The sequence below is a fragment of the Arthrobacter sulfonylureivorans genome (assembly GCF_022637435.1).
GTDB classification, from domain to species: Bacteria; Actinomycetota; Actinomycetes; order Actinomycetales; family Micrococcaceae; genus Crystallibacter; species Crystallibacter sulfonylureivorans.
In genome coordinates, this window is the sequence record NZ_CP093326.1 from 914,661 (window position 1) to 927,437 (window position 12,777).

Annotated in this window: 14 protein-coding genes; 8 read left to right on the top strand and 6 right to left on the bottom strand. The window is 66.4% G+C overall.

Annotated features, from left to right (window positions below):
* From paaK to MNQ99_RS04460, 5 genes are all read right to left on the bottom strand, one after another.
* A complete protein-coding gene (paaK, locus tag MNQ99_RS04440) occupies positions 1-1,338 on the bottom strand; it encodes a phenylacetate--CoA ligase PaaK (protein WP_241914590.1) in 1,338 nt (445 codons plus the stop codon).
* Positions 1,339-1,400: 62 nt separating this feature from the next.
* Complete coding sequence (locus MNQ99_RS04445) at positions 1,401-1,904, bottom strand: hotdog fold thioesterase (RefSeq protein ID WP_422387492.1); 504 nt, start codon at positions 1,902-1,904, stop codon at positions 1,401-1,403.
* A 145-nt stretch (positions 1,905-2,049) separates the two neighbouring features.
* On the bottom strand, positions 2,050-4,254 hold the full coding sequence (locus tag MNQ99_RS04450; RefSeq protein ID WP_241914591.1) for a S9 family peptidase: 2,205 nt from the start codon (positions 4,252-4,254) through the stop codon (positions 2,050-2,052).
* Positions 4,255-4,328: 74 nt separating this feature from the next.
* Positions 4,329-5,051 carry a hypothetical protein gene (locus MNQ99_RS04455; protein ID WP_241914592.1) on the bottom strand — a complete coding sequence of 241 codons (723 nt, stop codon included), beginning with the start codon at positions 5,049-5,051 and terminating at the stop codon, positions 4,329-4,331.
* A complete protein-coding gene (locus MNQ99_RS04460; RefSeq protein ID WP_241914593.1) occupies positions 5,048-5,392 on the bottom strand; it encodes a PadR family transcriptional regulator in 345 nt (114 codons plus the stop codon). The genes MNQ99_RS04455 and MNQ99_RS04460 overlap by 4 nt, the downstream gene beginning before the upstream one ends.
* A 219-nt stretch (positions 5,393-5,611) precedes the next feature.
* On the opposite strand from MNQ99_RS04460, the gene paaA reads away from it, so the two are divergent.
* The 8 genes from paaA (at position 5,612) to MNQ99_RS04500 (ending at position 12,256) form a co-directional block, all read left to right on the top strand.
* Positions 5,612-6,604, top strand: a complete 993-nt coding sequence (gene paaA / locus MNQ99_RS04465; RefSeq protein WP_127512863.1) for a 1,2-phenylacetyl-CoA epoxidase subunit PaaA — start codon at positions 5,612-5,614, stop codon at positions 6,602-6,604.
* A 24-nt stretch (positions 6,605-6,628) separates the two neighbouring features.
* Positions 6,629-6,961, top strand: coding sequence for a 1,2-phenylacetyl-CoA epoxidase subunit PaaB (gene paaB / locus MNQ99_RS04470; RefSeq protein WP_127513018.1), 333 nt, complete (start codon positions 6,629-6,631; stop codon positions 6,959-6,961).
* Positions 6,958-7,785, top strand: a complete 828-nt coding sequence (gene paaC / locus MNQ99_RS04475; protein WP_127512862.1) for a 1,2-phenylacetyl-CoA epoxidase subunit PaaC — start codon at positions 6,958-6,960, stop codon at positions 7,783-7,785. The genes paaB and paaC overlap by 4 nt, the downstream gene beginning before the upstream one ends.
* A 50-nt stretch (positions 7,786-7,835) precedes the next feature.
* Positions 7,836-8,372: a 1,2-phenylacetyl-CoA epoxidase subunit PaaD gene (paaD, locus tag MNQ99_RS04480; RefSeq protein WP_127512861.1), complete on the top strand. Its 537-nt coding sequence runs from the start codon at positions 7,836-7,838 to the stop codon at positions 8,370-8,372.
* Complete coding sequence (gene paaE / locus MNQ99_RS04485) at positions 8,373-9,527, top strand: 1,2-phenylacetyl-CoA epoxidase subunit PaaE (protein ID WP_127512860.1); 1,155 nt, start codon at positions 8,373-8,375, stop codon at positions 9,525-9,527.
* Positions 9,528-9,644: 117 nt separating this feature from the next.
* A complete protein-coding gene (locus tag MNQ99_RS04490) occupies positions 9,645-10,412 on the top strand; it encodes an enoyl-CoA hydratase/isomerase family protein (protein ID WP_241915270.1) in 768 nt (255 codons plus the stop codon).
* Between the two features lie 46 nt (positions 10,413-10,458).
* Complete coding sequence (locus MNQ99_RS04495) at positions 10,459-11,439, top strand: 2-hydroxyacid dehydrogenase (RefSeq protein ID WP_241914594.1); 981 nt, start codon at positions 10,459-10,461, stop codon at positions 11,437-11,439.
* A gap of 181 nt (positions 11,440-11,620) precedes the next feature.
* Positions 11,621-12,256: a dihydrofolate reductase family protein gene (locus MNQ99_RS04500; protein WP_241914595.1), complete on the top strand. Its 636-nt coding sequence runs from the start codon at positions 11,621-11,623 to the stop codon at positions 12,254-12,256.
* Between the two features lie 52 nt (positions 12,257-12,308).
* On the opposite strand, the gene MNQ99_RS04505 is transcribed toward MNQ99_RS04500, so the two are convergent.
* Positions 12,309-12,770 carry an Lrp/AsnC family transcriptional regulator gene (locus tag MNQ99_RS04505; RefSeq protein ID WP_127512857.1) on the bottom strand — a complete coding sequence of 154 codons (462 nt, stop codon included), beginning with the start codon at positions 12,768-12,770 and terminating at the stop codon, positions 12,309-12,311.
* Between the last annotated feature and the right edge of the window lie 7 nt (positions 12,771-12,777).

Below are 12,777 nucleotides of genomic sequence, written 5' to 3' on the forward strand. Positions count from 1 at the left end.
TCAGCCGTTGTCGCGCAGGTCATAGACCCGGCGCAGCTTCCCGCTGGAGCGGGCCAAGGTGCCGGGGTCGACGACCACGATCTTGCAGCTGGAGCCGACGTGGATCTTGATCTGCCGTTGCAGCTCGCGGGATGCTTCGACTGCCATCGCTGCGGTGCAGTCCTCGCGGCGCTCGATCTTGACGGTCAGCTCGTCCATCCGGTGCGGCCGGGTGATTTCCAGCTGGAAGTGCGGGCTCAGGCCGGGGATGCGGAGGGCGATCTCCTCGATCTGGGTGGGGAAGAGGTTCACGCCGCGCAGGATGATCATGTCGTCCGAACGGCCAGTGATCCGGCCGATCCGGCGCATGTTCGGGCGGCCGGTGCCGGGCAGTAGCCGGGTGAGGTCGTGCGTGCGGTAGCGGATCACCGGCATCGCTTCCTTGGTGAGCGAGGTGAACACCAGTTCGCCTGCCTGGCCGTCGTCCAGCACCGCGTCGGTCAGCGGATCGATGATCTCGGGGCGGAAGTGATCCTCCCAGATGGTGGAACCGTCCTTGAAGTCCACGCATTCACCGGCCACGCCCGGGCCCATGACCTCGGAGAGTCCGTAGATGTCGCAGGCGTCGATGTCCAGCTTGTTCTCCAGCTCATGGCGCATCTCGTCGGTCCACGGTTCGGCGCCGAGCACGGCAACCTTCAGGGACGTCTTGGCCGGGTCGAGTCCGGCACGCTCCATCGCGTCCACGATGGTCAGCAGGTACGTGGGGGTGCAGAGGATGGCGTCCGGTTCGAAGTCCTGGATCAGCTGGATCTGCTTCTCGGTCTGGCCGCCCGACATTGGGATCACCGTGCAGCCGAGCTTCTCCGCGCCGTAGTGGGCGCCGAGTCCGCCGGTGAACAGGCCGTAGCCATAGGCGTTGTGGACCTTCCAGCCCTTCTTCACGCCGGAGGCACGCAGTGAGCGGGCGAAGAGGGTCTCCCAGTTTTCCAGGTCGCGCTTGGTGTAGCCGACCACGGTGGCGCGGCCGGTGGTGCCGGACGAGGCGTGGATGCGCGCCACTTCCTGCTGCGGCACGGCGAACATGCCGAACGGGTAGGCCTGGCGCAGGTCTTCCTTGTCCGTGTACGGGAACTTGGCCAGATCAGCCAATTCCTTGAGGTCCTCGGGGCGCACTCCGGCGTCGTCGAACTTCTTCTTGTACATCGCCACCCGCTCGTAGGCGTAGGCGACGGTGTGCTGCAGTCGCTGCAGCTGCAGGGCTTCCAGTTCGTCCCGGCTCATCAACTCCTCGGGGTCGAGGGTGTCCTCGGCGGCGGGAGTGGTCTTGCGGGCTTTGGTGCCGATGATGGCGGTCATGGGACGGTCCTTCGATGCGGGTCGGGCTGTGCTGCTCGGCGGGTGGTTGTGGGACGGCGGGATCAGGGTGCGGAGGGCTTGCGGGCAGGATTGGGCACGGTGCGGGAACGGCCACGGAACTCGAGGAGCACGTCAGCAGCGCCTTTCGGGTTCTCCTGCGTGACGGTGATGTCATACAGGCCGCTGCGGCCGGTCTGATTGACCAGCCGGGCGTTGGCTGTCAGCAGCCGGCCGGAGAATCCGGGGTTGAGGAAATTCACGTCGACGCCGGAGGCCACCGTGATGGTGCTGCCGTCACCGTCCGGGTCGTTGCACGCCAGCGCGAAGGCCACGTCGGCAAAGGCGAACACCATGCCGCCCTGCGCCATGCCGAAGCCATTGAGCATTTCCTCGCGCAGCCGCATCTGGATGACGACGTCGCCAAAATCCGCCTTCACGACTTGCACACCCATCCACTGGGCGGCCTGGTCATCGATGAAGGCAGGATGCATGGGTCGCTCTCCCGGCTGCAGGTCGCTGCTGTCCGCCGGATTGTCGCGGGAAGTGTCGACGTCGATGTCCGTCATGGAGGCCCCTTGCTTTTAATACCGAATGTTCATTAGGTAATCCTGAATTGTGATCCAAGTCAAGGTGGGCCCGGGGGCGCCGGTAGCGAGAACCGCTGGCGGCGGCCGGCGCCAGCGGGATGCGGACGGTGCCGCCGCGCCGCCGCTAGGCCAGTTCGGTGGCGTCGATCGCGTCGAGGGTGAAAGCGTAATCCCAGGCACGGTCCTTCCAAGCCGCATACCGACCGGACGCGCCGCCATGGCCGGCGTCCATCTCGGTCTTGAGCACGATCGGATCCGACCCGGTTCCGGTCTCCCGCAGGGCCGCTACCCATTTGGCCGGCTCAACGTAGAGCACCCGCGTGTCGTTGAAGCTGGTCACCGCCGCGATCTTCGGGTAGGCCGCCGGCCGCACGTTCTCGTACGGGGAATAGGACTTCATGTAGCCATAGACCTCCGGGTCGGTGATCGGGTTGCCCCATTCCTCCCACTCCAGCGCGGAGAGCGGCAGGTCCGGATCCAGGATGGAGGTCAGGGCGTCCACGAACGGCACCTGCGCCACGATCGCCGCGTACTTCTCCGGTGCCAGATTGGCGATGGCGCCCATCAGCAGGCCCCCGGCCGAGCCGCCCATCGCTGCGATCCGCGCCGGGTCGGCCCAGCCGGAGGCCGCCAGCCAGTCGGTGCCGTCCACGAAGTCGGTGAAGGTGTTCTTTTTGTGCAGTTTCTTGCCATCGTCGTACCAATGCCGGCCCATCTCGCCGCCGCCGCGCACATGGGCCACCACGTAGACCACGCCTCGGTCCAGCAGCGACAGCCGCGCGGTGCTGAAGGCCGGATCCATGCTGACCTCATAGCTGCCGTACGCATAGACCAGTGCGGGGTTGCTGCCGTCGCGCTGCACCGTCGCCTTGCGGACCACCGAGAGCGGGATTTTGGTGCCGTCGGCCGCGGCGGCCCACTCCCGTTCGGCCACATAGTTGGCCGGGTCGTAGCCGCCGAGCACCGGCGTTTCCTTGCGCAGGTGCAGCGTGCCTGTGGCGAGCTCATAGTCGTAGATCCGAGGCGGGGTCAGGAACGAGGTGTAGGCCAGTCGAATCATCGGCGCCTCGTAGTCGGAACCGCCCACACCGGCGGTGAACAGTTCCTCGTCGAAGTCCGGTTCTACCGGAGCTGCCTGGGCTGCGGTACCCAGACCGTCCAATGGCAGCACCTGCACTCGTTCGATGGTGTCCTTGCGGATCGACAGCACCACGTGAGTGGAAGTGACGCCCGCGCCGTTGACCCGCACCCCGTCGTCGTGCTCCACAACGGTGTCCCAGTGTTGCGCGTCCAGCGGCCGGGGGAATTCAGACAGGTCCGCCAGCGAGACCATCGAGTTCACGGCGTCTTTATTGTGCGTGAGCAGCACCTTCTGCGCACCGTCCAGCAGGAACGGTTCCGCGTCGTAGAGCACCCGCTCGCTGCGCGGGATCAGGGTCTGCAGCCCTGCGTCCGGATCGGCGAAGTCCAGCAGCCGGGTCTCGGAGTATTCGGAGCAGCCGATGCCGATCACCAGGTGCCGGCGGTCGGCGGAGAGCTCAAAACCCATCCACATGGCCGGATCGTCTTCCTGATAAATCACGACGTCGGAGTCCACCGATGTGCCGATGGTGTGCGCCTTGATCTGGTACGGACGCCAGGACTCGTCCACCACTGTGTAGAACACGCGGCTGTCGTCGGGGTCAAAGGCCAGTGAGTAGAAGACGTTCTCCACGACGTCGTCCAGCAGCCGGCCCGTGTCCAGGTCCTTGATCCGCAGCGTGAAGCGCTCGTCGCCGGCGTAGTCCGCGGCGTAGGCGTACAGCCTTCCGTCCTTGGTGACGGCCGAGCCGCCCAAGGAGAAGAACGGTTTGCCTTCCGCCTCCGCGTTGCCGTCCAGCAGGATCTGCTCGCCGGGTACCGGCCGGCCGGCCGCAACTTGCGGGGGAGTCCAGTCCGCGGCCGGATCGCCGGTGTCCGTGGCCCGGACCCGGCACTGGATGCCGTACTGCTTGCCCTCTTCCATGCGGCCGTAGTACCACCAGCCGTCCTTGCGCACCGGCACGGACAGGTCCGTTTCCTGGGTGCGGTTTTTGATCTCTTGGAAGATCGCCTCGCGCAGCGGCTGCTGGTGCGCCGTCACGGCTTCGGTGTAGGCGTTTTCCGCCTGCAGGTGGGCTACGACGTCCGGGTTCTCCTTGTCCCGCAGCCATTCGTAGTGGTCCACGAAGGTGTCACCGTGGTGGGAGCGCTCGGTGGGAACCTTGCGGGCCACCGGCGGTTCGGGCCGGCTTGCCGGAGAAGAAGCCATGGAGGAGGCGCGGACGGTTTCGGCAGGGGTGTGCGTCATGGCACCAATATATAGAGCGCAGCCGGGCTGCCGGCCGGGTTCGGCTGAGGGTGGAAGAGCGCCGCCGCCGGACGTCAGCCGGAGAGACGGTGGAGCCAGACGGCGACCGGAACCATGATCACGGCACCGATCACCAGGCACCAATTGCCCAGGAACGAAATCCAGGCACCGCTCCGGCCGGCCCCTTCCTCGCCTGCGTCCGCTGGTGCCCTCGGATCCACCACGGGATCGGGACGCTGGTGGCGGGAAAACTGTCCCCGGAGGGTGGTGGCCAGGGTCAGCACACCGCCGCCGACGGCGATCGGCAGCGCGGGGAGATCTGCCACCACCGTGTCGCCGAGCAGCACCGCCACTGCTACGAGCAGGGCAAAAGCAGCCGCGCCGATCGCCCCGCCCTGCCATGCCTTGAGCCGGACGACGGCCCGAAGGTTGAACGCGATCAGCGGCAACGCCAGCAGAAAGGCGCCTGCCAGCAGGAGGTGAAAGCCCCTGACCTCGACCTGCTGGTTTTCGCTGGCGGGCCCTGCGGCAAGGACCAAGGCCATGAATCCGAAAACCCCCACGAGATTAACCGCAACAACGGCCAGCAGGCCGGACGGTTCAGGCTGCTCCAGTCCCAAGCTGCGCGCATATTCCGTTGGATTCCCGAAGGCTTCCCCCGGGCTTTCGCCGCTGTCCGCCAGATGCTCGCGAACCGTGGTCGCGGCATCGCCTATCCGGGCGCCGTCCACATTCAGCAGCCGCAGTTCCAGGACCATCTCGTCCAGCCAGTTCTGTTCGGATCTTGTTTTGGTCATGGCTGGTACTCCTCAGCGTTCAGGTGTGCGTGGACGATGCCGGTGAAATGCCGCCACTGGGACTGCTGCCGTTCCAGTTCGGCCAGGCCTTCGGGGGTCAGGCGGAAGTACTTGCGGCCCGGCCCGCCTTCGCCCGCCCGCCATTCGGTGGTCACCAGGCCGTTGGACTCCAGCCGGGTGAGGAGCGGATACAGGGTGCCGCCTTTCACCGCGCCAAGCCCGGCGGATTCGAGGGCCGAGGCAATGGCGTAGCCGTAGGTCGGTCCCGGCTCCAGTGACTTCAGGACGCACAGGCCCAGGACGCCCCGCATCCACTCGGCCGGCCATTGTTTGTGCTGCATGACTAGATAGGCCCACTAACTAGTCTGTCTGTCTAGTTGTCGGCAACCCCTGCGTGCGCCGCCGCGTGCTGCGCCAGCCCGGCATCTCAGTGCGCGGCGGGTTGCCAGCCGGCCGCGTTCGATCGCACCCAGCCTTGACGCCCTCGGGGGTGGCCTATATCCTGAACGAACGGTCGGTAATTATTTCGCGGCCGGACTACGTACAGTGAGGTGACCATCGTGGCAACGCAGACCGACGCCGGCGACCAGAAGTTGCACGCCGTGCCGTCCGCTGAGGACGAGGCCGGACAGGCCTACTTTGACAAGATCATTGCCGAGGATTCCCGGATCGAGCCGGCCGACTGGATGCCGGAGAAGTACCGCAAGACACTGACCCGGCAGATGTCCCAACACGCGCACTCCGAGATCATCGGCATGCAGCCGGAGGCCAACTGGATCACGCGCGCCCCCAGCCTGAAGCGCAAGGCCATCCTGATGGCCAAGGTCCAGGACGAGGCCGGCCACGGGCTCTACCTCTACTCCGCGACCGAGACGCTGGGCACCCCGCGCCATGTGCTCAACGAGCAGCTGATGTCGGGGAAGGCCAAGTACTCCTCCATCTTCAACTACCCGGCGAACAGCTGGGCGGACATGGGTGCCATCGGCTGGCTGGTCGACGGCGCCGCTATCGCCAACCAGGTGCCGCTCTGCCGCGCCTCCTATGGACCGTACGGCCGCGCTATGGTCCGCATCTGCAAGGAAGAGTCCTTCCACCAGCGGCAAGGTTTCGAGATCCTGCTGGAACTGGCCAACGGCACTCCGGCGCAGAAGCAGATGGCCCAGGACGCGGTCAACCGCTTCTATGCCCCGGCGCTGATGATGTTCGGCCCCACGGACACCGATTCGCCGAACTCGCAGCAGTCGATGGCCTGGAACATCAAGCGCTTCTCCAACGACGAGCTGCGCTCGCGGTTCGTCGGCATGATCCAGGAGCAGGTCAAGGTCCTGGGCCTGACGCTGCCGGATGATCAGATCCGCTACAACGAGGAAACCGGCCTGTGGGAGCACGGCGAACTCAACTGGGACGAATTCTACGAAGTCCTCGCCGGCCGCGGCCCCTGCAACGCGCAGCGGATGGAACGGCGCCGCGAGGCACATGAGAACGGCGCCTGGGTGCGCGAAGCAGCAGCGGCCTACGCGGCCAAGAAGGCACAGAAAGCACAGGTGGCCTAAGTGGCAACAGGAGACCAGACCGCAATGGCCCGGCCCGTCAAACCGGCGCCCGAGGAGAATTCGGCATTGTCGGACAAGCAGCCTTGGCCGCTGTGGGAAGTTTTCGTCCGCTCATCCCGCGGGCTCTCCCACGTGCACGCAGGTTCACTGCATGCCCCTGACGCCGAGATGGCCGTACGCAACGCCCGGGACCTGTACACCCGGCGCAACGAAGGCGTTTCGCTCTGGGTGGTGCCGGCGTCGGCCATTGTGGCCAGTGATCCGGATGCGAAGGGCGAATTCTTCGAGTCGCCCAAGGGCAAGGACTACCGCCACGCTACGTACTACACCAAGAGCGAAGGGGTGAAGCACCTGTGAGCGGCGAAAGCGCTACCCGGATCACCCCGGGCAATGCCCTGCGGCCGGAAGACATTGCCCAGCAGGTGACCGACGGCAGCAAGGCCAGCGAGGACATCGCCGAATACGCCCTGCGCCTGGGCGATGACGCCCTGATCCTGGCCCAGCGCCTGGGCTGGTGGATCTCCCGCGCGCCGGAGCTGGAAGAGGATGTCGCACTGGGCAACATCGCCCTGGACCAGATCGGCCACGCCCGGTCCTTCCTGACCTACGCCGGCTCCGCCTGGGGCAAGTCTGAAGACGATCTGGCCTACTGGCGCGGCGAGAGCGAGTTCCGCTCCAGCTACCTGGTGGAACAGCCCAACGGAGACTTCGGCAGGACCATCGCCCGCCAGCTGGTCATCGCTGCCTACCAGCACGAACTGTACTCGCGGCTGGTCGATTCACAGGACGAAACCTTGGCAGCCATCGCGGCCAAGGCGGTGAAGGAAGTGGACTACCACCGCGACCACGCCGAGCAGTGGACCGTGCGCCTGGGCGACGGCACCGAAGAGTCGCACCGCCGGATCGCCGCCGGGTTCATGTCCGTCTGGCCGTACGTGCAGCAGTTGTTCGAGGACGACGACCTGTTCGACCGTCTGGGCGGCATCGCCGTGCGGCCCTCGGAACTGCGTGAAAGCTTCGATGCCTACATCGCAGCGGTCTTCGCGGAGGCCACTCTGGAGGTCCCGGACGTCCAGCCCGCGATGACGGACAAGACCCGGGTCAAGCACAGCGAGCATCTGGGCTACCTGCTGGCCGAGATGCAGGTGCTGGCCCGCGAACATCCCGGCGCCAGCTGGTAACAGCGGCCGGTCCCTTCGGAACAGTCCTTTTCGGAACAACGGAGCAATTCATGTCCACTAACACCGCGCAGCGGCCCGCTGAAACCGAGGCCGCCCGCGCCTGGGACGTCGCGGCCACCGTCTGCGATCCAGAGATCCCGGTGCTGACCATCGAGGACCTCGGAATCCTGCGGTCCGTGTCAGTGCTGGACGAAACCGACGAGGGCGGCCGGCCAGCTGTCGAGGTGACCATCACCCCGACTTATTCCGGCTGCCCCGCGATGGATGCCATCAGCGAAGACGTCGCCAGCGCACTGGCAACCCAGGGCTACGCCGACGTCCGCGTGAAGCTGGTGCTGGCCCCGGCCTGGACCACGGACTGGATGACTGCCGAGGGCAAAGCGAAGCTGAACGAATACGGCATCGCGCCGCCGTCGGGCTCCGCGCCGCTCCGTACCGGACCGGTCAAGGTGGGAATGAGCGTGAAGTGCCCGCTTTGCAATTCGCTGAACACCCGCGAGCTCTCCCGCTACGGCTCCACGTCCTGCAAGGCGCTGTACCAGTGCAATGACTGCCACGAACCCTTCGACTACTTCAAGGTGCTCTAGATGACTACTTCCACCACGGAGGCCCCGGCGGCCAAGCGCCGCGGCATATTCCACCCGCTGTCCGTCGCCGAGGTCCGCAAGCTCACGGACGAGGCCGTGGAGGTCACGTTCGCCGTGCCGGAGGAACTGCAGGGTCAGTTCGACTACGTGCCCGGGCAGTACGTGGCGCTGCGAACCACGCTTCAGGACCAGGAAATCCGCCGCAGCTACTCCATCTGTGCCGAACCGAAGCCGGGCGAGATCCGCGTGGCCATCAAGCGGGACATCGGCGGTCTGTTTTCCAATTGGGCCAACGACAACCTCAGGGCCGGAGACGTGCTGGACGTCATGAGCCCCGCCGGCGCGTTCATTTCCAAGCACCAGATGACGGAAATCAACCACCCGGAACAGATCAACACCGACGTGGAGGCCACCTTCGTGGCGTTCGCCGCCGGCTCCGGGATCACCCCGGTGATCTCGATTGCGCGGACCGTGCTGGCCGCCAACACCAACGTTGCGTTCGACCTGGTGTACGCGAATAAAGCCGCCATGGACGTGATGTTCGTGGAGGAACTGGCGGATCTGAAGGACAAGTACCCCACCCGGTTCGCGCTGCACCATGTGCTTTCCCGCGAACAGCGCATCTCGCCGCTGCTCTCCGGCCGGATCGATGCCGACAAGCTCACTAGCCTGTTCGACAACGTGCTGCGCACCGACGACGTGGACGAATGGTTCCTCTGTGGCCCGTACGAGCTGGTGCAGCTGTGCCGCGACACCTTGGCCGAGCGCGGCGTGCCGGCCGACAAGATCCGCTACGAGCTGTTCTCCACCGGCGAGCCGACCAAGCCGCAGGGCAACATCGGCCGCCCGGTGCAGGTAGACCCCAGCGCGGACAACTACGACATCACCTTCACCCTCGACGGACTCACCGGTAAGGTCGCCTCGCCCAAGCACGCCCGCGAGTCGGTCCTCAACGCGGCGCTGCGGGTCCGTCCGGACGTTCCGTTTGCCTGCGCCGGCGGTGTCTGCGGCACCTGCCGCGCCAAGGTGGTCTCCGGGACGTTCACCATGGAGGAGAACTACGCGCTGGAGCCGGACGAGATTGAGCGCGGTTACGTACTCACCTGCCAGACCCACCCGACCAGCGAAGAAATCACCGTCGACTACGACGCCTAGCAACGATTTCACCCGGTGGTCGACCGAGCGAGCGTACGATACCGGTGGTCGACCAAGCGAGCGCCAGCGAGCGCGTGGAGACCACGCCAGCGGACCCGAAAGGAACCACGCATGAGCATGATCGAACTGTCCATCGAGGACAACGTTGCCGAAGTGGTGCTTAATGCGCCGGGCAAAATGAACGCCCTGGATGAGCAGGCCGTGATGGATCTGGGCAAGGCATACGACGACGCCGCTGCCGCCGGCGTGCGTGCGCTGTTGCTCCGCGGCGAGGGTCGCGGGTTCTGCGCCGGCCGCGACATCTCCCAGGTGGATCCTGCCACTGACGATGCCTACGGCTACCTCTCCGGCGTCGTCACCCCGGTGCTGCGCAAAATGGCGGAATTCCCCGCTCCCACCTTCGCCGCCGCGCAGGGGGCCGCGCTCGGCGTCGGGCTAGGCCTGCTGATCGCCACGGACGTGGTGTACGTTGCCGATTCGGCGAAGATCGGTTCCCCGTTCGCCAATCTGGGGGCAACTCTGGACTCGGGCGGGCACTGGCTGTTCACCGAGCGGCTCGGCGCGCACCGCACCCTGGACCTGATCTACACCGCCGAGCTGATGAGCGGCGAAGAAGCGGTGAAGGCGGGGCTGTTCAGCCGCGCCATGCCGGCGGACGAACTGCTGGAGACCACCCGTAACATCGTCGGCAAGGTCGCGCAGGGCGCCACCGGCGCGTTCCGTGCTTCCAAGGAGCTGGTGGCCAATATCCGCGACCAGCGGCTGGGCCTCTGGCTGGCCACCGAAGAGGAGAACGCTGCTCAGGGCCGGCTCTGCAAGAGCGACGACTACGCCGAAGGTTTCAAAGCTTTCCAAGAGAAGCGCAAGCCGGTCTTCAAGGGCTGAGAGGCCGACGACTGCCTGGCCTCTCAGGCTCTGGCAGGATGGCTCCATGAGCACCAAACCGACCGCCGCAACGGCGGCTCACTGGACTGTTGCCATCCCGAACCGGGATTTGCTGTCGGCGTTGGGACCGCTTCCTGCCGGAATACGGGCCGTCACGTGGGATTTCGACGGCGAGCCCGACGGTGCCCGGCTGGACGAAATCGACGCCGTCGTGCTGCCGTACCCGGATGTGGCGGGCATGCTGCCCAGCTTGGCCAAGCTGAAAAACCTGAAGCTGGTGCAGACCCAGACCACCGGCGTCGACGGCATCGCCGCCGCGGTCGGTCCGGATGTCGCGATCGCCAGCGCCGCCGGCGTGCATGCCGCCTCCACCGCCGAACTCGCCGTCGGCCTGATGCTCGCCTCGTTGCGCGGAATCGACGTGGCCGCCCGGGACCAACTGGAGGGACGGTGGCGCCATGAGCGCCGGCTGTCCTTGGCAGACCGGAAGGTCCTGCTGGTGGGCGTGGGCGGCATCGGCCGGGAAATCGCGCGCCGCCTGGAACCGTTCGAAGTTCAGCTGACCCGGGTCGGGACCCACGCCCGCGACGACAGCGAGGGCCACGTCCACGGCACCGAGGAGTTACAGGAGCTTGCCGCTTCCCACGAGGTGGTGGTCGTCATCACACCGCTGACGGAAGCCACCCGCGGATTGATCGATGCCGCGGTACTGGCAGCCCTCCCGGACGGTGCGCTGGTGGTCAACGTTGCGCGCGGGCCGGTAGTCGACACGGACGCCTTGACCGCTGAAGTTGTCTCGGGGCGGCTGAGCTGCGCACTGGATGTCACCGATCCCGAGCCGCTGCTACCGGACCACCCGTTGTGGCGGGCCGCCAACGCGCTGATCACCCCGCACCTGGGCGGCGACTCCACGGCGTTCGAACCGCGGATCGTCCAGCTTCTCAAGGAGCAATTGGCAGCCGTCGCCGTCGGCAAGGCTCCGCGGAACCTGGTGCAGCCGGGCCGCTTCGGCATCGGGCCAACCTAGATTCAACACGGCGGCAGCGCGCTTCGGTGGGGGCAAATTCGCGGCGCCGCATGGGAGCCGCCATGGAGGCCCGTTGCCAGGGCCGCCGCGACGTGCCGGGGGCTGGACAACCGTGCGGCGGCGCGAGCAGGATGGAAACGGCGCGTCGGGCAGCCGCCCAGCGCCGGAGGAGGGATGACCGATGGGCATCATCGTGGCCAACATGTTCCTCACCCTCGACGGTGTGTACCAGGCACCGGGCGGGACCGAAGAGGACCCGGAGAACGGCTTCGGCTATGGCGGCTGGCAAACGCCGTTCTTCGACGATGAATCCGGGGCGGCGATGGTCACCGTCATTGACCGTATCGATGCGCTGCTGCTCGGGCGGAAGACGTACGACATCTTTGCGGCCTACTGGCCGAATGCGGGCGACGACTCTCCGATCGCCGCGAAGTTCAACACGGCGCCGAAGTACGTCGTGTCCACCAAGCTCACCGAGCCGTCGTGGGCGGGCACCACGGTATTGCCCAATGCGATGGCGGCCGCGCACCTGCGCGAACGGCATGATGAGGTGCACTTATTCGGCAGCGGCGACCTGCTGCAGTCGTTGTTCACCGAGGACGTGGTTGACCGCCTCAACCTCTGGTTGTATCCGCTCACGGTAGGCAGCGGGAAGCGGCTCTTTGGCTCCGGCACTATACCGGCGGCATTCCGCCTCGTCGGCCCGGCCCGCACCTTCGAGAAGGGTGCGGTGGGCCTGGTCTACGAACGTGCCGGCGAGGTCGAGACCGGCAATATGGACGACGTCGAGGCGCGCAGAAGCGAGGGCGACGGCTGACAGCAGGACGGCAGCCGACGGCTAGGGAACGGCTGACCGGCCTCCGGCCGGCTCAGCGGGTGTCCAGGTCCTCGAAGACCAGGAACGTCTGGGTGTCCAGGATGCCAGGCATCGATTGGATCTGGTCGAAGATGACCCGGCGCAGGTCCACGTTGTCCACCGCGCGGACCAGCAGGATGACGTCGAAGTTCCCGCCGACCAAGGCAATGTGGTGTACCTCGGGGATGGCCCGCAGGGCCTCGCGCAATTCGCGCCAGGAGTGCTGCCGCAGCTTCAGGGTCACGTAGGCGGAGGCCTTCAGGCCGGCCTTGATCGGGTCCACCAGGGCGGTGAATTTGGTCAGCACGCCGCCCTCGGTCAGGCGCGAGATCCGCGAGTAGGCGTGGGCGCGGGAAATGTGCACATTCTCCGCCACCGCGGTCACGGACAGCCTGCCGTCCCGGGTCAGCTCCGCCAGGATCCGGCGGTCAATCTCGTCCAACTGCGGGACTTTCACCGCGGCGCTCTCTGCCATACGTCTA